23 protein-coding genes and 1 riboswitch are annotated in these 21,763 nt (G+C 70.2%); of the genes, 8 read left to right on the forward strand and 15 right to left on the reverse strand.

All coding sequences use genetic code 11. From position 1 onward, the window contains the following. The 7 genes from ACJASC_RS08750 to ACJASC_RS08780 form a co-directional block, all read right to left on the reverse strand. Positions 1–963, reverse strand: coding sequence for a ThiF family adenylyltransferase (locus ACJASC_RS08750; RefSeq protein ID WP_415145266.1), 963 nt, complete (start codon positions 961–963; stop codon positions 1–3). Next, complete coding sequence (locus ACJASC_RS08755; RefSeq protein ID WP_415145268.1) at positions 960–1,556, reverse strand: thiamine phosphate synthase; 597 nt, start codon at positions 1,554–1,556, stop codon at positions 960–962. Before ACJASC_RS08755 ends, ACJASC_RS08750 begins: the two co-directional genes overlap by 4 nt. Continuing rightward, the gene (locus ACJASC_RS08760; protein ID WP_415145270.1) at positions 1,553–2,323 is read right to left on the reverse strand and encodes a thiazole synthase; all 771 of its coding nucleotides are present in this window, start codon (positions 2,321–2,323) and stop codon (positions 1,553–1,555) included. The genes ACJASC_RS08755 and ACJASC_RS08760 overlap by 4 nt, the downstream gene beginning before the upstream one ends. 1 nt (position 2,324) lies before the next feature. Then, a complete protein-coding gene (gene thiS / locus ACJASC_RS08765; protein ID WP_415145272.1) occupies positions 2,325–2,522 on the reverse strand; it encodes a sulfur carrier protein ThiS in 198 nt (65 codons plus the stop codon). Then, a complete protein-coding gene (locus ACJASC_RS08770) occupies positions 2,506–3,480 on the reverse strand; it encodes an FAD-dependent oxidoreductase (RefSeq protein ID WP_415145274.1) in 975 nt (324 codons plus the stop codon). The genes thiS and ACJASC_RS08770 overlap by 17 nt, the downstream gene beginning before the upstream one ends. Further along, on the reverse strand, positions 3,477–4,277 hold the full coding sequence (gene thiD, locus ACJASC_RS08775) for a bifunctional hydroxymethylpyrimidine kinase/phosphomethylpyrimidine kinase (RefSeq protein ID WP_415145276.1): 801 nt from the start codon (positions 4,275–4,277) through the stop codon (positions 3,477–3,479). The genes ACJASC_RS08770 and thiD overlap by 4 nt, the downstream gene beginning before the upstream one ends. Before the next feature lie 60 nt (positions 4,278–4,337). Next, a riboswitch (TPP riboswitch) is annotated at positions 4,338–4,437 on the reverse strand. Between the two features lie 45 nt (positions 4,438–4,482). Next, positions 4,483–5,919 carry a helix-turn-helix domain-containing protein gene (locus tag ACJASC_RS08780; RefSeq protein WP_415145278.1) on the reverse strand — a complete coding sequence of 479 codons (1,437 nt, stop codon included), beginning with the start codon at positions 5,917–5,919 and terminating at the stop codon, positions 4,483–4,485. Between the two features lie 159 nt (positions 5,920–6,078). Between ACJASC_RS08780 and ACJASC_RS08785 the strand changes: the two genes are divergently transcribed. From ACJASC_RS08785 to ACJASC_RS08795, 3 genes are all read left to right on the forward strand, one after another. Beyond that, positions 6,079–7,602 (forward strand): aldolase/citrate lyase/malate synthase family protein, encoded by a 1,524-nt coding sequence (locus ACJASC_RS08785; protein WP_415145280.1) that lies wholly within the window; start codon positions 6,079–6,081, stop codon positions 7,600–7,602. A 63-nt stretch (positions 7,603–7,665) separates the two neighbouring features. Continuing rightward, positions 7,666–9,294, forward strand: coding sequence for an isocitrate lyase (locus ACJASC_RS08790; RefSeq protein WP_415145282.1), 1,629 nt, complete (start codon positions 7,666–7,668; stop codon positions 9,292–9,294). 365 nt (positions 9,295–9,659) lie between these two features. Beyond that, the gene (locus ACJASC_RS08795) at positions 9,660–10,094 is read left to right on the forward strand and encodes a hypothetical protein (protein ID WP_021695502.1); all 435 of its coding nucleotides are present in this window, start codon (positions 9,660–9,662) and stop codon (positions 10,092–10,094) included. A 49-nt stretch (positions 10,095–10,143) separates the two neighbouring features. Here ACJASC_RS08795 and ACJASC_RS08800 read toward each other — a convergent pair whose 3' ends face one another. Then, positions 10,144–11,313 (reverse strand): acetyl-CoA acetyltransferase, encoded by a 1,170-nt coding sequence (locus ACJASC_RS08800; protein ID WP_415145284.1) that lies wholly within the window; start codon positions 11,311–11,313, stop codon positions 10,144–10,146. 101 nt (positions 11,314–11,414) lie between these two features. Then, on the reverse strand, positions 11,415–11,846 hold the full coding sequence (locus ACJASC_RS08805; RefSeq protein WP_021695500.1) for an Lrp/AsnC family transcriptional regulator: 432 nt from the start codon (positions 11,844–11,846) through the stop codon (positions 11,415–11,417). Positions 11,847–11,972: 126 nt separating this feature from the next. Here ACJASC_RS08805 and ACJASC_RS08810 point away from each other — a divergent pair, with 126 nt between their 5' ends. Further along, the gene (locus tag ACJASC_RS08810; protein WP_415145286.1) at positions 11,973–13,028 is read left to right on the forward strand and encodes an ornithine cyclodeaminase; all 1,056 of its coding nucleotides are present in this window, start codon (positions 11,973–11,975) and stop codon (positions 13,026–13,028) included. A 4-nt stretch (positions 13,029–13,032) separates the two neighbouring features. Here ACJASC_RS08810 and ACJASC_RS08815 read toward each other — a convergent pair whose 3' ends face one another. From ACJASC_RS08815 to ACJASC_RS08825, 3 genes are read right to left on the reverse strand one after another with little or no spacing between them, the layout of a single operon-like run. Continuing rightward, positions 13,033–13,437: a type II toxin-antitoxin system VapC family toxin gene (locus tag ACJASC_RS08815; protein WP_415145288.1), complete on the reverse strand. Its 405-nt coding sequence runs from the start codon at positions 13,435–13,437 to the stop codon at positions 13,033–13,035. Continuing rightward, entirely contained in the window at positions 13,434–13,682 is a 249-nt protein-coding gene (locus tag ACJASC_RS08820; protein ID WP_415145290.1) for a type II toxin-antitoxin system Phd/YefM family antitoxin, read from the reverse strand. Before ACJASC_RS08820 ends, ACJASC_RS08815 begins: the two co-directional genes overlap by 4 nt. A 52-nt stretch (positions 13,683–13,734) precedes the next feature. Then, positions 13,735–14,967, reverse strand: coding sequence for a urate hydroxylase PuuD (locus ACJASC_RS08825; protein ID WP_415145292.1), 1,233 nt, complete (start codon positions 14,965–14,967; stop codon positions 13,735–13,737). Between the two features lie 226 nt (positions 14,968–15,193). Between ACJASC_RS08825 and ACJASC_RS08830 the strand changes: the two genes are divergently transcribed. Continuing rightward, entirely contained in the window at positions 15,194–16,537 is a 1,344-nt protein-coding gene (locus tag ACJASC_RS08830; RefSeq protein ID WP_415145294.1) for a DUF2793 domain-containing protein, read from the forward strand. Here the strand turns inward: ACJASC_RS08830 and ACJASC_RS08835 are convergent. The 3 genes from ACJASC_RS08835 to ACJASC_RS08845 all read right to left on the reverse strand — a co-directional run bounded on the left by ACJASC_RS08835 (position 16,534) and on the right by ACJASC_RS08845 (position 19,019). Next, positions 16,534–17,670: a polysaccharide biosynthesis/export family protein gene (locus tag ACJASC_RS08835; RefSeq protein WP_415145296.1), complete on the reverse strand. Its 1,137-nt coding sequence runs from the start codon at positions 17,668–17,670 to the stop codon at positions 16,534–16,536. The two genes, ACJASC_RS08830 and ACJASC_RS08835, sit on opposite strands and share 4 nt — an antisense overlap. Before the next feature lie 75 nt (positions 17,671–17,745). Continuing rightward, a complete protein-coding gene (locus ACJASC_RS08840; RefSeq protein WP_235047667.1) occupies positions 17,746–18,237 on the reverse strand; it encodes a metal-dependent hydrolase in 492 nt (163 codons plus the stop codon). Positions 18,238–18,317: 80 nt separating this feature from the next. Beyond that, on the reverse strand, positions 18,318–19,019 hold the full coding sequence (locus ACJASC_RS08845; protein WP_415145299.1) for a lysozyme inhibitor LprI family protein: 702 nt from the start codon (positions 19,017–19,019) through the stop codon (positions 18,318–18,320). Between the two features lie 134 nt (positions 19,020–19,153). Between ACJASC_RS08845 and ACJASC_RS08850 the strand changes: the two genes are divergently transcribed. The 3 genes from ACJASC_RS08850 (at position 19,154) to ACJASC_RS08860 (ending at position 21,762) form a co-directional block, all read left to right on the forward strand. Next, on the forward strand, positions 19,154–20,557 hold the full coding sequence (locus ACJASC_RS08850; RefSeq protein ID WP_415145301.1) for a phosphomannomutase: 1,404 nt from the start codon (positions 19,154–19,156) through the stop codon (positions 20,555–20,557). Positions 20,558–20,654: 97 nt separating this feature from the next. After that, a complete protein-coding gene (queF, locus tag ACJASC_RS08855) occupies positions 20,655–21,122 on the forward strand; it encodes a preQ(1) synthase (RefSeq protein ID WP_415145303.1) in 468 nt (155 codons plus the stop codon). A gap of 235 nt (positions 21,123–21,357) precedes the next feature. Further along, positions 21,358–21,762, forward strand: coding sequence for a DUF2934 domain-containing protein (locus ACJASC_RS08860; RefSeq protein WP_415145305.1), 405 nt, complete (start codon positions 21,358–21,360; stop codon positions 21,760–21,762). Position 21,763 lies beyond the last annotated feature (1 nt).

Consider the following 21,763-nt stretch of genomic DNA (forward strand, 5'->3'; position numbering starts at 1 on the left):
TCAGCCGAGCGCCACCAGCCGGATCTCCCCGTCCCAGACCGTCTCCAGCCGCCGCGCCGCCTGCCACGCTCGAAGCCCCGAGCGGCAGCACAGCACCGCGCGGGCGCCATCGGGCGGGCGCGGGCCGTAACTCCCGAGGCCCTCGACCGGCAGCCGCCGCGCCCCTGCCCGTACCAGCGGCCCCTCCTCCTCGCGTCGCAGATCCACCACGAAATCCTCCGCCGCAATCTGTGACGCGGCAAGGAAACGTGGCGCGCGGTCAGGCTCCTCAGCCCCCGCGAAGCCGAAGCCGCCAAAGCGCCACGTCTCGGCGTCGAAGCTGACCAGCCGCCCCAGCGGCGGCGGCACCATGCCGGAAAGCTGTGCCAGCGCCATCTGCGCCTGAAGACCGCCGATCACGCCGACCACCGGCCCGAGCACGCCGTCCTCGGCGCAGGAGCTCATGCGCGCGGGCAGGTCCGGAAACACCGCGCGCAAGCTCGGCGCGCCGCCGCAGAACCCACCCGCATAGCCCGAGAGCCCCGTGACCGAGGCGCTGATAAGCGGCAGCCCGGCCTCCTTGCAGTGATCCGAGGCGACATAGCTCGCGGCGAAACTGTCGGCGCAGTCGATCACCAGATCGACGCCCGCGCAGAGCGCCGCCGCATTGCCCGGATCAAAACGCGCGACCAGAGGCTCGACCGCGCAATCAGGGTTCAGCGCGGCCAGATGCGCCGCCGCCGCGATGGATTTGGGCCGGCCCAGATCGGCCTGGCGAAACAGGGTCTGGCGGTGCAAGTTCGACGCCTCCACATGGTCGGGATCGACGAGCCGGATGCGGCCCACACCCGCGCCCGCGAGGTATTGCAGCACCGGGGCCGCCAGCCCACCCGCGCCGATCACCAGCGCATGGGCAGCGGCCAGCCGCGCCTGCCCCTCCATGCCGAACTGCGGCACCGCGACCTGCCGCGCGTAGCGGTTCATCGCGTCGCCCCGATCCAGTCGCGCAGCCGCGCCTCGGGATCGGCATTGAGCGTGATGTCGGTCACCGCCGAGACGATGTCGGCCCCGGCGGCGAAAGCCTCGGGCGCGCGCGCCACCGACAGCCCGCCGATCGCGACGAGGGGAATGTCGCCGATTTCGCGCTTCCACTCCGTGAGCCGCTCCACCCCCTGCCGCTCCCACTTCATCTTCTTGAGGATCGTCGGCCAGACCGGCCCCAGCGCCACGTAGTCGGGGCCAAGCGACAGCGCCCGATCCAGCTCGGCCCGGTCATGCGTGCTCACCCCGAGGCGCAGCCCGGCGCGGCGGATCGCGGCCATGTCGGCGGTGTCGAGATCTTCCTGCCCTAGATGCAGCCAATCGCAGTTCAGGTCGATCGCCTCGCGCCAATGGTCGTTGACCACGAGCGTCGCACCATGGGCCGCGCAGAGATCGCAGGCGCGGGCGATCTGCGCGCGGGTCTCGGCCGCGCTTCGGTCCTTGAGCCGCAGCTGCACCAGCTTCACGCCGAGCGGCAGCATCCGCTCCAGCCAAGCCACGTCGTCGAAGATCGGGTAGAAGCGATCGAGCGTCATGCGAGGAACGCCTTGCCGATCAGCGGCGTCGAGGGTGCCGCCATGTCGCGCGGCTCCATCGCGCCGGCCTCATACCCGAGCCGTCCGGCCTCGACCGCGCGCGCAAAGCCTTCGGCCATCGCCGCCGGGTCGTCGGCCTTCGCCACGGCGGTGTTGAGCAGCACCGCGTCGAACCCCATCTCCATCGCCTCGGCGGCCTGCGACGGACGCCCCAGCCCCGCATCCACGACCATCGGCACCTGCGGAAACTGCGCCCGCAAGCTTCGCAGCCCGTAGCGGTTCGCCAGCCCCAGCCCGGTGCCGATCGGCGCGCCCCATGGCATCAGCACCTCGCAGCCCGCCTCGATCAGCTTCTCGGCCAGCACCAGATCCTCGGTGGTGTAGGGAAACACCTTGAAGCCGTCGTCGCTCAGGATCCGTGCCGCCTCCACCAGACCCCAAGGGTCGGGCTGCAGCGTGTCGGCATGGCCGATCACCTCCAGCTTGATCCAGTCGGTGCCGAACAGTTCGCGCGCCATCCGCGCCGTGGTCACCGCCTCGCGCGCGGTGTGGCACCCGGCGGTGTTGGGCAGGAGCCGCACGCCAAGCTCGCGCACCAGATCCCAGAAGGCCCCGCCCTCGCCGCCCGCCGCCTCGCGCCGCACCGAAACCGTGGCGATGCCTGCGCCCGAGCGGCGGAACGCCTCGGCCAGAACCTTCGGCGAGGGGTATTGCGCGGTGCCGAGCATCAGCCGCGAGGGCAGCTCCGTGCCATAGAAGGCGACCATCTCAGCCCCCCTGCCGCGGCGCGACGATCTCGACCCGGTCGCCCGGCGCCAGCGGGGTGCGCGCGCGCGCCGCGGCGGGCACGAACTCCTCGTTCAGCGCCGTCGCCACCGTGTCGCCGCACTGCCCCAGCGCCTCCAGCGCCTCGGCCAGCGTTTCGGCCGCGACCTCGCGCGGCGCGCCGTTAACCATGATCCTCATCGCAAACCTCCGGTCTGATGCCGTCGCAGAGCCACGCCGCCACCATCCGCGCCATCGCTGGCGCAAGAAGGAAACCGTGGCGGAACAGCCCGTTGACATGAATGGTCTCGCCCCGCCGCCGGATGCGCGGCAGGTGGTCGGGAAAGGCCGGGCGCGCATCCGCGCCGATCTCCAGAACCTCGGCCTCGCCAAAGGCGGGGTGCAGCGCATAAGCCGCGCTCAAAAGCTCGAGCACCGCGCGCGCACTCGCAGGCCCGCGCCCCTCGCTCTCGATCTGCGTGGCACCCAGCATGTAAAGGCCGTCGCCGCGCGGCACGACATAAAGCGGGTGGCGCGGATGCAAGAGCCGCACGGGCCGGGTGATCGCGACCTCGGGCGCGCGCAGCACCAGCATCTCGCCGCGCACCCCGCGCAGGTCGGACAATGCGTCGCGCGCCGCCAACCCACGGCAGTCGATCGCAGCACCCCGCGCGCGCGCCTCCCCCGTCTCGAAAACCACGCCGCGCGCAGCGAGCCTGTCGCGCAAGCCCGCCAGCGTCGCGCGCGGGTCGAGATGGGCCTCCGTCTCGACATGCAGGCCCCGATCGAACCGCCCCGCGAGATCGGGCTCCAGCGCCGCCACGCCTTCGGCATCGAGCGTCACGCCAGCCACGCGGCGGCCGAAGCGTCCAAGCTCCGCCCGGTCGCGCCCGAGCGCCACCACCAGCGTGCCGCGCTGTGTGACCTGTGCACCCTGCCGCGCCCACCACCCCGCCGCCTCGCGCCCGAGCCGCACGACCGGCGCCTCGGCCGTCTCGCCCTCGCAATCGGGGGCGAGCATGCCGCCCGCCCACCACGAGCAGTGATGCGGTCCGGCCCCGGCCCTCCGGTCCACCACCGTCACCGCGCGCCCGCGCGACGACAGCTCCGCCGCCACGGCAAGGCCCATGACGCCGCCGCCGATCACCCGCTGTGTCATCGCCGCCCCTCGTAGAAATGATCGACCGGCCCGTGCCCCGACCCGATCCCGAGCGCGTCCGCCGCGCGGATCGCCCCCGACAGCCAGCGCTGCGCCCGATCGAGCGCCGCCTCGGGCGTGCGTCCCGTCGCCAGAAGCGCAGCCAGCGCCGCCGAGAGCGAGCAGCCGGTGCCATGGGTGTTGCGCGTGGCGATGCGCGGCCCCGTCACCTCGTGCACGCCCGCGCGGCCGACCAGCCAGTCGGTGCAGCACGGCCCGCCCGCATGGCCGCCCTTCATCAGCACCGCCCCCGGCCCGAGATCGAGCAGCGCGCGTCCCTGCGCCACGATCTCGGCGGGACTCGAAGCGGGCGACACCCCCAGAAGCCGCGCCGCTTCTGGCAGGTTCGGCGTCAGGATCGCCGCGCGCGGGATCAGCCGCCGGGTCAGCGCCGCGATGGCTGCGGCGTCGAGCAGCGCATCGCCCGACTTGGCCATCATCACCGGGTCGAGCACGACCGGGCCTTCGTATCCCGCGAGCGCGGCGGCCACCGCCTCTACCGTCGCCGCGTCGCCCAGCATGCCGATCTTGATCGCGTCGGGAGGGATGTCGTCCAGCACGGCGGCGATCTGCCCCGTGACCATCTCGGGCGGCACCGACGTCACGCCGAAGACCCCGCGCGTGTTTTGCGCCGTGATCGCGGTGAGGGCCGATGTGCCGTAAACGCCGAAGGCGGCAAAGCTCTTGAGATCGGCCTGGATGCCTGCGCCGCCGCCGCTGTCGGAGCCCGCGATGGTCAGGGCCGTCTTGATGCGCATCGTCTCGCTCTCCCCCCGGACGGGGGCGCGGGACGGATTCGGGGCGCGCGCATGCATGGCCCCGGTCGCGTCTCCGTTCCCTCCGCCGGTATCAACCGGATCAGGTTCGATGGGTCGGCTTTCGCCTCTCAGCCCTAGCTGGGCACCCCAACGGATTCGAGCGGACGTTAGCGGCGCGCCCCGGGTGACGCAAGGGAGGCCGGGATCACCGCTCGCCTTCGAAGCGGTAGATCGCGAGGCCGCGCTCGCTCTCGTCAATCTCGAGCTTGCGGTTGACCGGCGCGTGGGCGCGGCTGGCGCAGTTGGGCCGCTCGCATAGATAGCAGTTGATGCCGATGCCGGTGGGGGTGATCCGGTCGAGGTCGAGCCCTTGGGCATGGGCGAGGCGCGGCGCATAGGCGACGTCGCAGCCCAGACCGATGGCCAGCCGCGTCGCGGGCTGGCCCAGCGTGCCGCCATGCCGGGTCACGGTGCGGGCGATCGAGAAATACCGCGCCCCGTCGGGCATCGAGATCACTTGGGTCTGCACCCGGTCCGGCGCCTCGAAAGCGGCATGGATGTTCCAAAGCGGGCAGGTGCCGCCAAAGGAGGAAAACGGAAACCGACCCGCGCTGAACCGCTTGGAGATGTTGCCCGCCTGATCGACCCGCACGAAGAAGAACGGGATGCCGCGCGCGCCCTCGCGCTGCAACGTGGTGAGCCGGTGCGCCACCTGCTCGTAGCTGGTGCCGAAGCGGTGGCTCAGAAGCTCCACATCGTAGCGCGCGCTCTCGCAGGCGGCGAGGAAGCGCGCATAGGGCATCAGCAGCGCCGCGGCAAAGTAATTGGCCAGCGTCACCCGCGCCAGCGCCAGCGCCGACGGGTCGGTGAGACCCGCCGCCGCGACCTCGTCGGCGATCTCCTGCGGCAATTCCAGCCGCGCCAGAAGCACCGCCATCTGAAACCGGCGGCTTGACTGGCCCAGAAGCTCGGACAGGCGCAGCTCGCCGCGATGCGCCACGTGCTGGCGCAACCGGCCCGCCATCACCTCGGACGGCAGGATGCGCACGCGGATGCCATGACCGCGCAGCCGCTCGGTCAGCGCGGTGTGCGGCTCGCTCCGGTGCAGCTTCATCTCCTCGGCCATGGCTTCGGCGGCGCGGTCGAGCGCGTCGACATGGTTGCGCCGCTCGAACAGCCAGGCGCGCACCGACTGCACCGCGCGGCTGCCCTCCTCCAGCACCTCGACCTTGTCGCGATCCGCCAACGGGTTGGCGTCGGTCTGGCGCGACAGCACCAGCTGGCGGTAGCGATCGTGCAGCCGCACCAGCGCCGCCGCGACGCCTGGAGCCGCCGAGAGCGCCTGTTCGATCTCGACCCGCCCGACCGAGGCCTCGAGCGCGGGGTCCTTCAGCGCCGCGGCCAGATCGGCGGCAAGCTGCGCGTCGGTCTCTGGCGCCAGCTCGCTCACATTGATGTCGAACGCCTCGGCGAGCCGCATCAGCAGCTTGGCCGAAGCCGGGCGCTGGTTGCCCTCCATCAGCGTCACGTAGCTCGACGACACGCCCAGACGTCCGGCCATCTGCACCTGCGTCAACCCGAGCGAGACGCGCAGCGCCTTGAGACGAGGACCGATCAGCAGCTTTTCACCACGCTCACTCATTTCAGACCTAACAATGTTTCAAACTTACCGCTTACATAACTTACAAGATTACCCGCTCGCAACAAAATTATGCTGCAACTGCGCCATGACCACACTAACCTTACAGACAGAACAGGCACCCTCCTCCCTTTCGGTGCCACCAACAGGAAGGTCACGCAGATGTCTCTCGATCTCGTCCCCGCCCCCGCAGCCCCGAAGCCGGTCCTGCTGCGCGACGTGCCTGGCGCCTCCCGCGTCCTGACCGACGAGGCGCTCGCCCTCGCCGCCGAGCTTCAGACCCGCTTCGCACCCAAGATGCAGGCGCTCTCGGTCGCCCGTGATCGCCGTCAGGAACGCGCCGACGAAGGCCGCATGCCCGATTACCTCGAAGACACGGCCAGCATCCGCAAGGGCATGTGGACCTGCACCCCGGCGCCCGAGGGCCTGCGCGACCGCCGCGTCGGTCTCGCCACCGCCGCCGAGGCCGGGGCGCTGGCCATGGCCCGCGCGGGCGGCGTCTCGACGCTGCTGGTCGATCTCGACGAGACGACCGCGCCCGGCTTCGCCAACCTCGTCGCCGGGATCGCGGCGCTGATCGAGGCGCCCGACGACCACACGCCGATGCTGATCCGTCCGCGCCCGCTGGACCGCGACGAGCCGGCGCTGCTGATCGGCGGCCACCCGGTTTCGGCGGGCCTGTTCGATCTGGCGCTGATCGTCACCCATCTCGCGACGCCGCTCTCGACGCGCGACATGGGGCCGTACCTGCAACTCGGCGGCATCGACGGCCACCGCGAGGCGCGGCTCTGGTCCGAGATCCTCGACATCGCCGAGGAGCGCGCGGGCCTCGCCCCCGGCACGATCCGCGCCGAGGCCTCGATCGAAAGCGTCAATGCGGGCTTCGAGATGGACGAGATCCTGTGGGAGCTGCGGGGCCGCGCGCTTGGCCTGACGCTGCGCCGCGCGCCGCTCACCGCCTCCTATCTGCGGCTGATGCGCGCCCATCCCGACGCGGTGCTGCCCGCCACGCTCGACCCCGAGGCCGCTTTCCTCGGGACCTGCGCCGCGCGCATGGTCAAGGTCGCGCATCGCCGGGGCACCCACGCCATCGCCGAAGGCCCCGACAGCGCCGAGGCGTCGCAGCTGCGCCGCCCGCTCGACGAGGGCTGCGACGGCATGTGGCTCGCGGCGCCCGAGCGGATCGAACCCGCCCGCGAGGCGACCGCCCGCGCGCTGCCCGGCGCGCACCAGATCGGCAAGCCGCGCCAGTATTTCCGGATCAGCCCGGAGATGCTTCTCAAGCCCCATACCGGCCCCGTCACCGAAGCCGGGCTGCGCGGCACTGTCCATGTCGCCATCGGCGCGCTTGCCGCGTGGATCGCCGGTCGCGGCCCGGTCCGCATCGACGACCAGCTTCACGGCCTGGCCTCCGCCGATCTCGCCCGCGCCCGGCTCGGTCAATGGCTGGCGCATGGCGCATCGGTCGAGATGGAGGCCGGCGAAAGCCGCCGCATGACCGCCGACTGGCTCGCCGAACTGATCCACGAGGAGATCGTGGCGCTGGTCGAGTGGCTGGGTCCGCACAGCTTCCACCGCGGCCGCTACGCCTCTGCCGCGCGCATCGTGCAGGAGGCCGCTTGCGCCACGCCGCAGCCCGACCACGTCGCCCGCCTCGCGGCGCCGCTGCTCGACACGCTCGACTGATTTCCGGCGCGGGGCCCCGAAGGCCCCCGCCCCCTTCCCCTTCATCGACAAGGACCTGACGACATGACCGACATGACCCCCCAGAGCCGAAAGACCTATGCCGAGCGCCGCGCCAGCCTCGCCTCGCGCTTTCCCAAGGGCGAAGCGCCCGGCGGCATCGGCATCGACGACATCCTGCAGCTGCAGATGCAGAACACCTACAACACCCATCTCGACATCGCCCGCGAGATGGCACGCGTGATGCGCGCCGACATGGCCGCCTATGACGCCAACCCCGAGCATTTCACGCAAAGTCTCGGCTGCTGGTCGGGCTTTCACGCCCAGCAGATGATCCGTTCGGTCAAGCGGCTGCGCGGCACCACCAAGGGGGCCTACGTCTATCTTTCCGGCTGGATGGTCGCGGGTCTGCGCAACCGCTGGGGCCATCTGCCCGACCAGTCGATGCATGAAAAGACCGCCGTCGCGGATCTCATCGAGGAAATCTACGTCTCGCTGCGTCAGGCCGACGAGGTCGAGCTGAACGACCTGTTCCGCGCCCTCGACAAGGCCCGCGAGAGCGGCGACGCCAATGCCGAGCGCGAGGCCGTCACCGCGATCGACAGCTTCGAGAGCCACGTCGTGCCGATCATCGCCGACATCGATGCGGGCTTCGGCAACGAGCACGCGACCTACCTGCTCGCCAAGGAGCTGATCAAGGCCGGGGCCTGCTGCCTGCAAATCGAGAACCAGGTGTCCGATGCCAAGCAATGCGGCCACCAGGACGGCAAGGTCACCGTCCCGCGCGAGGATTTCATCGAAAAGCTGCGCGCCTGCCGCATGGCCTTCGAAGAGCTTGGCGTGACCGAGGGCGTCATCGTCGCGCGCACCGACAGCCTCGGCGCGGGCCTGACCCAGAAGCTCCCGGTGAGCCAGCAGAGCGGCGACCACGCGGCCGAATACCTCAAATGGATCGAAACCGAGAGCATCAATGGCCAGCCCGACGAAGGCGAGATCGCCATGTGGCGCGACGGCGGTTGGGCCAAGCCCGCGCGCCTGCCCAACGGCCTCGTGCGCTTCAAGCCCGACACCGGCCGGGCGCGGGTCATCGAGGATTGCGTGGCCTCTCTCAATGATGGCGGCGCCGACCTGATCTGGATCGAGACCGACACCCCCAACGTGGCCGAGATCGCGGGCATGGTCGACGAGATCCGCCAGAAGGCCCCGCAGGCCAAGCTCGTCTACAACAACTCGCCCTCCTTCAACTGGACCCTGAACCTGCGCCGCCAGGTGCGCGAGGACTGGATCGGCGAGGGCCGGATCGCCGAGACCGACTACCCGGACGGCACCCAGCTGATGAAGGCCGATTACGACGACACCGATCTCGGGCGCGAGGCCGACGCCCGGCTCAAGCGGTTCCAGTACGACATCTCGACCAAGGCGGGCGTGTTCCACAACCTGATCACGCTGCCGACCTTCCACCTCACCGCCAAATCGGTGGACGAGCTGTCGCGCGGCTATTTCGGCGAAGACCGGATGCTGGCCTATGTCGCCACCGTGCAGCGCGAGGAGATCCGGCGCGGCATCTCGGCGGTCAAACACCAGCACGAGGTCGGCTCGGATCTGGGCGATACCTTCAAGGAGATGGTCGGCGGCGACCGCGCATTGAAGGCCGGTGGCCATGCGAACACGATGAACCAGTTCGCGGCCGAGTGAGAGACCCCGTCGGTCGGGCCTGACCGACGGGCCATCGGGCACCGGGCCGGGCGCATAGCCCCGGCCCGGTGTCGCGTCGCGCCGGGGGGCCGGGGCCGCCCTCCGGCGCCCCGTCCCCGACGCAGCGGATGCCCCTGCGCTCTGCCCGCGAACCCCGCAGCGCGATTCGCCGCACCGCACCGCCAGACATTTCATCGGGTGATGCTGTAGCGTTCGGATCGCCTCGAAATCGCGCAAATCCGCCGGGCTTCGCGCGGCACTTGGGCCATTTCCCGCCGCATGGGGCCGGGCCTCGCGCGATCGTGGATCGACGCGGCCGAACCTGCCAGGATGAGCCTGCGTCGATCTCGCACGGGAGGCTTGAGATGACCCGCACACCCCGACTGAAACCCGCAACCGCCGATCGACGGCCTTCGACACGGGCCGTGGCACCGCGATCCTTCCCGACATTACGGCACGAGCATCTCTGGGCGGCGCAGGTCCGCCTGCTCAATGAAACAGAGACGTTTCTGGCGGGCTGGTTCGAGCGCCGCCACCACATGGCGGAGGCGCTCGGAGAGTTTGCCGCCGAAACATCCGAGGCCGGGACCGACACGGCCCGGCTGTCGCAGGCCGTGACCCGCTGGCAGGAGGGCGCTCAGACGCGGCTTCGGGCCGACCTGCGCGATTGGTTGATCCTGTGCACCAACTGCACCGGTCATCTCGCGCGAGAGGCCCATGAGGCCGAGAGCGAAATGCTCGACACCACCGTCGAGCTGACCCGACGCGCGAGAACCGCGCAGCACGCGACCCCCGTCTGAGGTCGCGGCGCGGCAAGGAGGCCGGCCCGGCGGTGGGCCGGCCTCAGCCTCAGCCTACCCGTTCGAGCAGCGACACATAGCTCGTCACCGCGGCGCCGCCCATGTTGAACACCCCCGCGAGCTTCGCGTCCGGCACCTGCATGCCGCCCGCCTCGCCCATCAGCTGCATCGCCGCCATCACATGCATCGACACACCCGTCGCCCCGATCGGGTGCCCCTTGGATTTGAGCCCGCCCGACGGGTTCACCGGCAGGCGTCCGTCCTTCGAGGTCACGCCTTCCTCGATCACCCGGTGCCCCTGCCCCGGGGCGGCGAGGCCCATCGCCTCGTATTCCAGAAGCTCGGCGATGGTGAAGCAGTCATGCGTCTCGACCAGCGACAGGTCGTCGAGCGTCAGCCCGCCCTGCTGCAAGGCGCGGGCCCAGGCCCTTTTCGGCCCCTCGAAGGCTAGCACGTCGCGACGGCTAAGGGCGAGGATGTCGTTCACATGGGCGCGGGCGCGCACCGCGACGGCCCGGCGCATCGCCTTGGCGGTCTCAGCATCGGCCAGCACCAGCGCCGCCGCCCCGTCCGAGACGAGAGAGCAGTCGGTCCGCCGCAATGGCGCCGCGACATAGGGGTTGCGGTCGGTGACGGCGTTGCAGGCCTCGAAGCCGATATCCTTGCGCATATGGGCATAGGGGTTCTCCACGCCGTTGGCATGGTTCTTGGCGGCGATCCGGGCCAGCGCCTCGGAGCGGTCGCCGTATTTCTGGAAATATCCCTGCGCGATGCGCCCGAAGATGCCCGCGAAACCGCCCGGCGTTTCGCCCTCCTCCTCGCGCCACGAACAGCCCAGAAGGATGTCGCCCACCTGCGCGCCCGGCGTCGCGGTCATCTTCTCGGCCCCGACCACGAGCGCGATGCGCCCGCGCCCGGCGGCGATGAAATCCATCGCCCCGTTGAGCGCGGCCGTCCCGGTGGCGCAGGCGTTCTCGTAGCGCGTTGCGGGCGCATGGCGCAGCCCGTCATGCCCCATCGCCACCAGCGATGCCTGAAAATCCTGGTTCGAGAAGCCGTTGTTGAACACGCCGACAAAGACGCCGTCGACCTCCTCGGCGCCGATCCCGGCATGTTCCAGCGCCGGGCCCGTCACCTCGGCCATCAACGACGCCGTATCCGGCGCCTCGCTCTTTCCGAACACGCTATGCGCCCAGCCTACGATCTGCGCTTCGGCCATGGCGATCCTCCTGCCCTGTTGCGCCGCCTCCCCGGCGCGCGCCCCATGCTCGGGCAGGCGCGCGCCCTTGGCAAGGCCTTCGCGCGGCCATCGGGGTCGGCCTAGCCCCCGGCGCGGGCGAGCAGGAGGCAGGTCTCGGAGTTGAGCACGCCCTGTATCTCCCGGATATCGCCCAGCACCCGGTCGAACTCGACCAGCGATCCGGCCTCGATCCGCGCCACGAGATCCCACGCGCCATTGGTCGAATACAGATCCGACACCTGCCGCATCCGCCGCAGCCGCGCCACGACGCCGCGCGCCTTGGGCCCCTGAAGCTCGATCATCATCACCGCGCGCACCATGTCGTCGGCCTCCGGTGCACCGAGCTCGATGGTGAAGCGGCGGATCGCCCCGGTGGCGCGCAGCCGTTCGATCCGCGCGCTGACGGTGGCGCGCGACAGGCCCAGCTCGGCGGCGATCGCCACCACGGGCATCCGCGCGTCCTGTTGCAGCAGCGCCAAAAGGCGCCGGTCGGTCTGATCAAAGCTGGTCATTGCGCAATCCGTCGGTTCATTGCGCAAACTGTAGGAAGAACCGCGCGTCATGCGCAATCCGTCCCCTCCCAGCCGCGCGCGTCATGCCCCAGTATCAAGGAAAATCATGACCGACAGGAGTGACCGATGACCGACGCCCCCGCCCCGTCCAAGCTCGCCATGGTGCCGTTCGTTTCGGTGGCCCAGATGATGGAGATGGTGAACAGCATCGGGCCGCGCCGGATGATGGCCGAACTGGCCGACTACATCGAAGAGGATTTCCGCCGCTGGGAGCTGTTCGACAAGACGCCGCGCGTGGCCAGCCATTCGCCCGAGGGGGTGATCGAACTGATGCCGACCTCGGATGGCGAGACCTACGGCTTCAAATACGTCAACGGCCACCCCTCGAACCTGCGCCGCGGCTTTCAGACCGTCACCGCCTTCGGCGTGCTGGCCCGCGTCGACAACGGCTATCCGATCCTTCTGTCCGAGATGACGGTGCTGACCGCGCTCAGGACCGCCGCCACATCGGCCGTGGCCGCGCGTCACCTAGCGCCCAAGGGGGCGAAGACGCTGGCAATGATCGGCGCCGGCGCGCAGTGCGAGTTTCAGGCGCTGGCGTTCCAGGAGATGCTCGGCATCGAAAGGGTCCGCATCTACGACATCGACCCGTCTGCCACGAAAAAGGCCGTGGCGAACCTCGCCGATAGCGGCCTCGACGTCACCGCCTGCGACAGCGGCGAGGAGGCGGTCGCGGGGGCCGAGATTATCACGACCTGCACCGCCGACAAGCAGTACGCCACGATCCTGACCGACAACATGGTCGGGCGCGGCGTCCACATCAACGCCATCGGCGGCGACTGCCCCGGCAAGACCGAGCTGCACCGCGACATCCTGCTGCGCTCGGACATCTTCGTCGAATACCCCGAGCAGACCCGGATCGAGGGCGAGATCCAGCAGCTCGACCCCGACCACCCGGTGACCGAGCTGTGGCAGGTCATCACCGGCAAGGCCGAGGGACGGCGTGCGCCCGACCAGATCACGCTCTTCGACAGCGTCGGCTTCGCGACCGAGGATTTCTCGGCGCTGCGCTATGTGCGCGACCAGCTCGACCGGACGGGGCATTATACCCTGCTCGACCTGCTCGCCGATCCCGACGACACGCGCGACCTCTTCGGCATGGTGCGCCGCGCCAAGGGCTGAGGCGTCAGAACGGGTCGAGGATCGCAACGCCGGTCGGTTCGAAATCCGACACGTTGCCCGTGACCACCGTTGCCCCGTGCGCCAGCGCGGTGGCGGCGATCATCAGATCGGCGCCACCATGGCCGATCTCGGCCGAAAGCCGACCCCAGATCCGCGCCTCATCAGGCCCGAAGGGCAGGATGCGGTCCGAGAACAGCCGCGCCGTCCGGTCGAGCCAGCCGCGCAGATCGGCGGCGAAACCGGGATCGCGCCCCTCCTGCCGGGCGATGCCGCGCTCGATCTCGCCCAAGGTCACGGCGCTAAGGAACAGCGCCTGCTCGGGCTGGGCGCGCAGCCATGCCGCGACGGCGGGCGCGCGGCCGTCGCGCCGCACCGCCGAGATCACGTTGGTGTCGAGAAGATAGATCAAAACGCGACGTCGCGCGGCCGCGCCCGCAGCCGATCACGCTCATCCTCAAGGCCCGGAAAGCCGAGAAGATGCTCGGCGAAACTGCCCCGCTCGGCCCCCGCCGCCGCCACCAGCCGCGCGTATTCCGCAGCCGACAGCACCACGACCGCGGGCTTGCCGCGCCGGGTCACCTCCTGCGGCGCACCGGCGATGGCGGCGTCCACCACGGCGCTGAACCGGTTCTTGGCGTCCTGAAGGCTCCACATGGCGCTGCTCCTGTCTAGCTACCTGTCTAGATAGGGACAGCCTGCTCCCAGATCAAGCCCCCTGCCCCGCCCGGAACCAGCGCACCAGCGCCCGGCGGTCCGCCTCGGAGATGTCGGTGACGTTGGCGGGCGGCATCGCATGGGTGACCCCGGCCTGAAGGTAGATGGCGCGGGCGTTGTGCGCGATGTCCTGCGGCGTCTCGAGCACCACCCCCTTGGGGGCCCAACGGATGCCGTCCCAGACCGGCTCGCGCGCATGACACATGGAGCAGCGTCCCACCACGATCTGTTCCGCCTCGTGAAAGCCCTCCGCCTCTGCGAAGCGCTGCTCATAGGCGGTCATCGGCCGCGCCTCGGCCTCCTCGTAGGAGCCCCACATCGGCGCGGTCGAGAGCCACGCGAGGACGAGGAAGATGATCACCGTCGCCCCCCATGTCCAATGCGGCCCCTTGCCGGTGGCGTGCATGGTGTTGAAGTAGTGCCGGATCGTCACGCCGAGCAGGAACACCAGCGAAGCGATGATCCACGAATACTCTGTCGCGAAGGCGAGCGGGTAGTGGTTCGACAGCATCAGGAACACAACCGGCAGGGTCAGGTAGTTGTTGTGCGTGCTCCGAAGCTTGGCGATCTTACCGTATTTCGGATCGGGCTTGCGCCCCGCCTTGAGGTCGGCGACCACGATGCGCTGGTTCGGCATTATGATCAGGAACACGTTCGCGGTCATGATCGTCGCGGTGAAGGCGCCAAGGTGCAACAGCGCCGCGCGCCCGGTGAAGATCTGGTTGTAGCCCCAGCTCATCGCCACCAGCAGCGCGAAGAGAAGCAGCATCAGGAGCGTCGGACGCGCGCCCAGCCCCGATTTGCACAGCCGGTCATAGACCAGCCAGCCGATGGTGAGCGATCCCGCCGACAGCGCGATCGCCTGCCACACCGCGAGATCGGCGCGCGACGGGTCGATGAGATAGAGCTCCGCCCCGACCCAGTAGACGATCATCAACAGCGCCGCGCCCGACAGCCACGTCGCATAGCTCTCCCATTTGAACCACGTTAGGTGCTCGGGCATCGCGTCGGGTGCGACGAGAAACTTGCGGATGTGATAGAACCCGCCGCCATGCACCTGCCACTCCTCGCCATGCGCGCCGGGCGGCAGGTCGGGGGCCTTCTTCAGCCCGAGGTCGAGCGCGACGAAATAGAAGGACGAGCCGATCCAGGCGATGGCGGTGATGACATGGAGCCAGCGCACGGCGAAACCGGCCCAGTCCCACAGGATTGCGAAGTCGTGCATCTGGTTCCCTCGACGTTGGCGTCCACCACTCTAGCGGCGCGTTCGCGTCATCGCCAAGCCATGCGCGCGCCAAGCAGCTTCAAACGAAACCGGACAATCGCGGGTCGTGGGAAGCGCTCCACAGCAGGGTCGCGCGCGGTTGGCGCGCGCGCAACGCGCGCCACGATCACGCCTCGTTGCGACACCGCGGCTATGCTCGCCCGAAAGCCAGCCCCATGAGGACGCCATGTCACAGATCTCGGCCATCCTGTCGCTGCCCTACATCCAGCCCGGACAGGCGCAGAAACACGTCACCCATAACGAGGCGCTCAAGCGGCTCGACGCGCTTGTGCAGCCGGTGGTCGCCGACCGGGACCGCGCGGCCCCTCCCGCCACGCCGGGCCTCGGCGCGCGCCACGTCGTGGCGGCGGGGGCGGCGGGCGACTGGGCCGGGCATGCGGGCGAGATCGCGGTCTGGGACGGGGCCGCCTGGCTGTTCGAGACCCCCCTGCCCGGCTGGCGCGCGCATTGCCTCGCCGAGGGTGAGGATCTGCTTTTCGGCGCGCAGGGCTGGCAGGGCCGGTCCGAGCGCGGCGCCCGGGCCGCGCATCTCGGCCTCAACGCCGAGGCCGACGCCACCGACCGGCTCACAATCTCGGCGGCCTCCACCCTGCTGACCCACGAGGGCGCGGGGCACCGGCTCAAGATCAACCGCGCAGGCGGCGGCGATACCGCATCGATGCTGTTCCAGACCGGCTATGCGGGCGGGGCCGAGATGGGCCTCGCGGGTGAGGCGGATTTCTCGATCAAGACCAGCGCCGACGGCGCGGGCTGGACCACGGCGCTGCGGCTCTCGGCGGCGGATGGGCGCGCCTCGGGGGCGGCGGTGCAGTCGGACCGGCTCGACGCGACGCCGGGGCGGCTTCTGACGGTGGGGGCGTTCGGCCTCGGCACCACGGCAGCCCCGGCGATCACCGATGCCGACGCCGCCCTCACCGGCGGCAGCTTCGCGATCGCCATGCCCAGCCCCGGCACACCTTCCGGGGCCACCGGGCCGGGGCTGCTGTCGGTCGCGGCACTCGGCCCCGACGAGGCGACGCAGCGCCTGCATGAGACCGCGACGGGCCGCGTCTGGCGGCGGGCCCGCGCGGGCGGGATCTGGCAGGGATGGCGCCGCGAGATCGGGCAGGCCGACCTTCTGGGGCCGGTCTCGCTGTCGGGCGGCCTGCCGGGCGGCGCGGTGTTCGAAACCGGCGAGACCGCCTCGGGCCGTTACCTGCGCCTCGCCGACGGCACCCAGATCGCACAGATCGACGCGGCGCTCTTCGCCCAGGCCTCGCCCGACCGGCTCGAACATGTCTGGAGCTTTCCCGCCCCCTTCGCCCAAAGCCCGCAGGTCACGGCCACCCTGCCCGGCGCGGAGGCCGATTTCGCAGGGCTGGCTCCGGGCGACATCGGCCCCCTGATGCAGGAGACCGGCGCCGCCTCGGCCGCGCTCAGGCTGCCGCGCGCCGCCGGGGCCGCGGGTTTCGCAGGCGGCGCGCAGATCGCCAGCGTCAGGCTTCTGGCCGTGGGCCGCTGGAGCGTCTAGAAGTTCACGCCGACTCGGCTGGCGAGCCCGAGGCTCGTGCCGAGAAGGCCGAAGATCGTCTGCGCCGAGGTCACCGGGCTTTCGGTGGCATAGACCAGATCGCCGGGCAGGATCTCGAACTCCCCGGCGCTGAACAGCCCGTCTGCCGAGGTCAGGTCGATGGTGAAGACGACGCGGGCATGGTCCGGCCCGGCCGGTCCCGGCGTCACCATCTTCGGCGCATAGCGGCGCAGCACGAGGATGCCGCCGGGGTCGGCGCGGCTGTCGGCCACGCCGCCGATGATCGCCATCGCCTCGAGCGCGTCGAGCCTGTCTTCGGTAAAGTAATGCACGCTCTCGCTGCCCGCGGCCCCCAGCGACAGGAACTTGCGGTCGTCCGCCTCGATATGCACCTTGTCGCCACCCTTGAGGGTGGTGTCGAGCCGCGGGTTGTCGAGCAGCCGCTCGACCGAGGTGCCATAGAGCCGCCCGTCGCGGGTCAGCCGGATCTGCGGGTTGCGCAATGCGTTCGACACGCCGCCGCCCTCGGCGATGAGGCCCAGAACCGTGAAGTCGCTGTCGGGCAGAGGATAGCTGCCGGGACTGGCCACGCCCGACACGAGGCTCACGGTGTTCTGGCGCCCCTCGCTGAATTCAAGCTGGACCTGCGCCGAGGGCGTCACCTCGACATACTCCGCCTCGATCCGGTCGCGCGCCGTCTCCGGGCTCATGCCCGAGACCTTGACCGTGCCGACATAGGGCAGGAACACGGTGCCGCCCGCGCCGACGCGCTGCTGCGGCAGCGCCACGAAGCGCTGGCCCGGCGTGGTCAAAAGGCCGTTCTCCTCGGTGCTCCAGATCGTGATGTCGATGCTGTCGCCCGGCGCGATGATCCGCGTGTTGGGCTGATCCACCCGGTCGATCCACGAATGCCCCGTGCCGCCATTGCCCGGCCACGCGGCATAAACCGGCAGCAAGGCGCGGGTCACCGGGGCCACGGTGAAATCGCGGGCCGCAGGATCGTCGGCCACCTGCGTCTGCAGGATCTCGCTGCGCAGCGCGGCGCCGCGCGGCAGGTTGCTGCAGCCGGACGCAAGAAGGACGAGCCCGAGAAGGGCAGGCCCGATGAGGACGCGAGAACGCAGTTGTGCCATGGAGGGTCCGGTGCCTGCCTTGTTTTGCGTCAACCTATCCCAGCGCCGCCTGCAAGGAAACACCGCCTCGCGCGCTCAGATCAGATCCCATCCCGACTGCACCGCGAAAAGCGCCATCCACGGCAGGATCACGAGGTTTTCCAAGGGGCCGTTCACCTTGACCAGCCGCAGCCCGGTCTTGGCCTCGGTCAGCGGCCACAGCAGCGGCACGCCCGCGCCGCGCCAGCCAAAGCGCGGCCCCTGCCCGAAGCTGATCGCATCCGCCGCCAGATGGGTGATGATTCCCGCCCCCAAGGCCAGCGCCACGGGCGGCGAGACGGCCCAGACCGGAGCCATCACGAGCCCGGTGAAGAGCAGCGAATGCGTGCCGCCCCGATGCCCGAAGATCGAGAACACCAGCTTCGAGACCGGCCAGAAGCGGCGGCCGAGCTTGCTGTAGGGGGTATCGAGATCGGGCAGAATCGACCCCAGAAGCGCCGCCGCCATGATCGGCAGGCCGAGCGCGGGGATCGACGCTGCCAGATGCACCCCCGCCACGGCCCCAAACGCCAGATGTGTGCGTCCCATCATCGCCGCCGATTCGCCTTTCGTTCCGGTTTCGCCCCCCGATGGACGAGACCGGCGTCGAAGGCCAGCGCCGCGCTGCGTCAGCGCGCGGCTTCGGGCAGGAAATCGTAATAGAAGATGTCGCTGTCGATGAAACGGTAGAGGGCGGCGACGCCCTCAGGACGGGCGACCTCGAAACCGCGCCCCCGTTCCCGCACTTGGCGCAGCACGGCCTCGACGCCCGCCTCGCTCGCACGGCCCCAGATGCCGTCGATCGGCCCCGCCAGAAGCCCCGCGTCGCGCAACCGGCCCTGCACGTTGCGCCGACGATACTCGGGCATCGCGACAAACCCGTCCTGGAGTGCTTGTGAACGCCGCTGCGCGGGGCTCGGAGCCTCGGCCTGCACGGAAGGGGCCGGTTGGACAGAAGGCGCCGGCTGGGCGGGCGGGACCACCTGCGGCGAGGCCGCGGCCCGGGTCTCGGCGCGAAAGATGCCGATGCTGGTCAGGAGCTGACGCTCGATGCAGGCGGTGTCGCCCTCGCAGGCCTGACGCCGTTCGAGCTGAATGTCGGCGATGCGGCGCGCCCTGGCCTCGCCGATCCCCGCCACGAGATCCTCATAGACCGCGACCATGTTCCGTTCGAGATCCGCAAGATCCGGATCGGCGCAGATCGCCCGTTCGGTCGCGGTGCGCGCGGCGCCGCAATCGAAGGAGGGCTGCGCCCCTGCCGGGCCGCTCGACAGCGCGAGCGCCGGGGCCAATGCCGCGGCGAACAGGGTGAAACGCGTGGCGGAGGTCATGATCGTGCTCCTTGCTGCATCCTTTGGCGTCACAAGCGCCGACAGGCGCGCGCTGTTCCGCCCGGCCATGATTGCTGCGTCGGGGTGCGGGTGGCATAGTCCGCCGCGAACCTCCCATCACGAACAGGACGACAATGCCCCCCAAATTCGGAACAAGCGGTTTGCGCGGTCTGGTGACAGAGCTCACCGACGAACTGGTCCATGCCCATATCCGGGCCTTCCTCGCCGCCTGCCCGCATGGCGGCACGGTCCATGTCGGGCGCGACCTGCGCGACAGCTCGCCGCGCATCGCGGCCACGGTGATCGAGGCGATCCGCGGTGCCGGTCTGGGCGCGGTCGATTGCGGCGCGGTGCCGACGCCGGCGCTCGCGATGGCGGCGATGGCGCGCGGCCATGCGGCGGTGATGGTGACCGGAAGCCATATCCCCGCCGACCGCAACGGCCTCAAGTTCTACATTCCCTCGGGTGAGATCGCCAAGCCCGACGAGACGGCGATCCTCGAAGCCCTGAAGACCGGCGGCGCGCCCGACGCGCCCGAAGGCCCGCTTGAGCAGGACCCCGACTGCGCCGCGCGCTACGTCGCGCGCTATGTCGATGGCTTCGGCGCGCAGGCGCTCTCGGGGCTGCGGATCGGCGTCTATGAGCACAGCAGCGTCGCGCGCGACAGCCTCGGCGACGTCATCGCCGGTCTGGGCGGCAGCGTGGTGCGCATCGCGCGCTCCGAGACGTTCATCCCCGTCGACACCGAGGCCGTCGATCCCGACACGCGCGCCGCGCTCGCGGGCTGGGCCGCCGAGCACGAGCTTGACGCGATCGTGTCGACCGATGGCGACGCCGACCGACCCATGGTGACCGATGCCAAGGGCGCGATGATCCCCGGCGACGTGCTCGGCCCGATCACCGCGCGCCTTCTGGGGGCGCGGATCGTGGTGACGCCGGTGTCGTCCAACACGCTGGTCGACGCCATGGAGGGCTTCGAGGTGCGGCGCACCAAGATCGGCTCGCCCTTCGTGATCGCCGGGATGGAGGCCGCTTTGGCCGAGAACGCCTCGGCGGCGGTGGTCGGCTACGAGGCCAATGGCGGCTTCCTGCTCGGCTTTGCCGCAAATGGCCCCGAGGGCGCGATCGCGCCGCTGATTACCCGCGACGCGGTGCTGCCGATCGTGGCGCCCCTGGCGGCGGCGCGGGCCGATGGCCGGGGCCTCGCCGAGATGGCCGCGAGCCTGCCGCCGCGCTTCACCGCCGCCGACCGGCTGCAGGAGGTCCCGTCCGAGCGGTCGATGGCGCTGATCGAACGGCTTCGGGCCGAGCCCGCCGCGCGGGCCGAGTTCTTCGACACCGGCAGCGCCGAAGAGGCGATCGACGAGACCGACGGTCTGCGCGTGACCTTCGTCAATGGCGACATCGTGCATCTGCGCCCCTCGGGCAACGCGCCCGAATGCCGCCTCTATGCCGAGGCCGACAGCCCCGAGCGGGCGCAGGCGCTGCTCTCGGGCCATCTCGACCGGCTGGGCGCGCGGCTGCGCGACGCCGCCTGAGCCCACGCGCGGGGCCTTGCCCGGCCCCGCGTCCCCCGGCATTAGGCGGATCGCCCCCCTGCCCCCACATGCGGGGCATGACAGCAGGAGATCCCCCATGTCCGACAAATCCATCTATGACGGCCTGACCATGCTCGGCGGCGCGACGGTGCAGCCGCAATCGCCCGAAGAGGCGGTGCTCGAACGCGTGCCCAACCCGCAATCGGACGTCGATTACGCGGTGCGCTTCACCGCGCCTGAATTCACGTCTCTCTGCCCGCTCACCGGGCAGCCCGACTTCGCGCATCTGGTGCTCGACTACGTGCCCGGCGACTGGCTGGTCGAGAGCAAGTCGCTCAAGCTGTTCCTGACGAGCTTTCGCAACCATGGTGCGTTCCACGAGGATTGCACGGTCTCGATCGCCCGGCGGCTGGTCGACACGCTGTCGCCGCGTTGGCTGCGGCTCGGTGGCTACTGGTATCCGCGCGGCGGGATTCCGATCGACGTGTTCTACCAGACCGGCGAGCCGCCCAAGGGCGTCTGGATCCCCGATGCGGGCGTGCCGGGCTATCGCGGCCGAGGGTGACATTCTAGGTACGCTATCGCACAAAGCTGACGTTGCGTAAGGAGCGGCTGGCATTCCCGCGCCTGTCGGGCGACGCTTATTCTGCGGATGCGAGAGAGGCCGGACCATCCCGGCCGCTCCGATCCGCCCGGACCGCCTTCGGGCCGGGACGGTCGAGATGTTCCAGCCCCAAGCGCGCACGATGCGCGGACATGGCGGCACGATAGAATTAGAGCCTGCGAAGGAGACACAGACCATGGCTGACGATCGCGAGGAGCGGATCCGCAAGCGCGCCCACGAGATGTGGGAACGCGACGGTTTTCCCGAAGGTCAGGATCAGGGGCATTGGCACGACGCCACGCGCGAGATCGACGCCGAGATCGCCTCGGAGTCGGGTGAGACCCCCGAATATGCGGAGACGCCCGAGACCCTGGCCGCCAAGCCCGAAGGCGACATTCACGGCGGTGACGAGGGCGGCGCCGGTCTGGGCGGGGCCGATGTGACGGGGGCCGAGGGCGGGGCCAAAGCCAAGCCGACCCGCGCCAAGTCACCGCGCAAGAGCGCGAGCGCGAAGGCAGATGCCAAGCCCGCCGCGAAGGCGACCAAGACCGCCACGCGCAAGCCGCGCGCCAAGAAGGGCAACACGGGCGGCGCGTCCTAGA

Origin of the sequence: Limimaricola cinnabarinus, from assembly GCF_047631075.1 — a bacterium.
Lineage (GTDB): Bacteria > Pseudomonadota > Alphaproteobacteria > Rhodobacterales > Rhodobacteraceae > Limimaricola > Limimaricola cinnabarinus.

Bases quoted from the DNA above. Each gene is read 5' to 3' on its own strand.
- ACJASC_RS08820 (WP_415145290.1), bottom strand. From the start codon at position 13,682: ATGTGGAGCCTTCAGGACGCCAAGAACCGGTTCAGCGCCGTGGTGGAC.
- ACJASC_RS08770 (WP_415145274.1), bottom strand. From the start codon at position 3,480: ATGACACAGCGGGTGATCGGCGGCGGCGTCATGGGCCTTGCCGTGGCG.
- ACJASC_RS08785 (WP_415145280.1), top strand. From the start codon at position 6,079: ATGTCTCTCGATCTCGTCCCCGCCCCCGCAGCCCCGAAGCCGGTCCTG.
- thiD (WP_415145276.1), bottom strand. From the start codon at position 4,277: ATGCGCATCAAGACGGCCCTGACCATCGCGGGCTCCGACAGCGGCGGC.
- queF (WP_415145303.1), top strand. From the start codon at position 20,655: ATGTCCGACAAATCCATCTATGACGGCCTGACCATGCTCGGCGGCGCG.
- ACJASC_RS08780 (WP_415145278.1), bottom strand. From the start codon at position 5,919: ATGAGTGAGCGTGGTGAAAAGCTGCTGATCGGTCCTCGTCTCAAGGCG.
- ACJASC_RS08860 (WP_415145305.1), top strand. From the start codon at position 21,358: ATGGCTGACGATCGCGAGGAGCGGATCCGCAAGCGCGCCCACGAGATG.
- ACJASC_RS08795 (WP_021695502.1), top strand. From the start codon at position 9,660: ATGACCCGCACACCCCGACTGAAACCCGCAACCGCCGATCGACGGCCT.
- ACJASC_RS08760 (WP_415145270.1), bottom strand. From the start codon at position 2,323: ATGGTCGCCTTCTATGGCACGGAGCTGCCCTCGCGGCTGATGCTCGGC.
- ACJASC_RS08790 (WP_415145282.1), top strand. From the start codon at position 7,666: ATGACCGACATGACCCCCCAGAGCCGAAAGACCTATGCCGAGCGCCGC.
- ACJASC_RS08835 (WP_415145296.1), bottom strand. From the start codon at position 17,670: ATGGCACAACTGCGTTCTCGCGTCCTCATCGGGCCTGCCCTTCTCGGG.
- thiS (WP_415145272.1), bottom strand. From the start codon at position 2,522: ATGAGGATCATGGTTAACGGCGCGCCGCGCGAGGTCGCGGCCGAAACG.
- ACJASC_RS08810 (WP_415145286.1), top strand. From the start codon at position 11,973: ATGACCGACGCCCCCGCCCCGTCCAAGCTCGCCATGGTGCCGTTCGTT.
- ACJASC_RS08755 (WP_415145268.1), bottom strand. From the start codon at position 1,556: ATGACGCTCGATCGCTTCTACCCGATCTTCGACGACGTGGCTTGGCTG.
- ACJASC_RS08840 (WP_235047667.1), bottom strand. From the start codon at position 18,237: ATGGGACGCACACATCTGGCGTTTGGGGCCGTGGCGGGGGTGCATCTG.
- ACJASC_RS08830 (WP_415145294.1), top strand. From the start codon at position 15,194: ATGTCACAGATCTCGGCCATCCTGTCGCTGCCCTACATCCAGCCCGGA.
- ACJASC_RS08825 (WP_415145292.1), bottom strand. From the start codon at position 14,967: ATGCACGACTTCGCAATCCTGTGGGACTGGGCCGGTTTCGCCGTGCGC.
- ACJASC_RS08800 (WP_415145284.1), bottom strand. From the start codon at position 11,313: ATGGCCGAAGCGCAGATCGTAGGCTGGGCGCATAGCGTGTTCGGAAAG.
- ACJASC_RS08845 (WP_415145299.1), bottom strand. From the start codon at position 19,019: ATGACCTCCGCCACGCGTTTCACCCTGTTCGCCGCGGCATTGGCCCCG.
- ACJASC_RS08805 (WP_021695500.1), bottom strand. From the start codon at position 11,846: ATGACCAGCTTTGATCAGACCGACCGGCGCCTTTTGGCGCTGCTGCAA.
- ACJASC_RS08750 (WP_415145266.1), bottom strand. From the start codon at position 963: ATGAACCGCTACGCGCGGCAGGTCGCGGTGCCGCAGTTCGGCATGGAG.
- ACJASC_RS08850 (WP_415145301.1), top strand. From the start codon at position 19,154: ATGCCCCCCAAATTCGGAACAAGCGGTTTGCGCGGTCTGGTGACAGAG.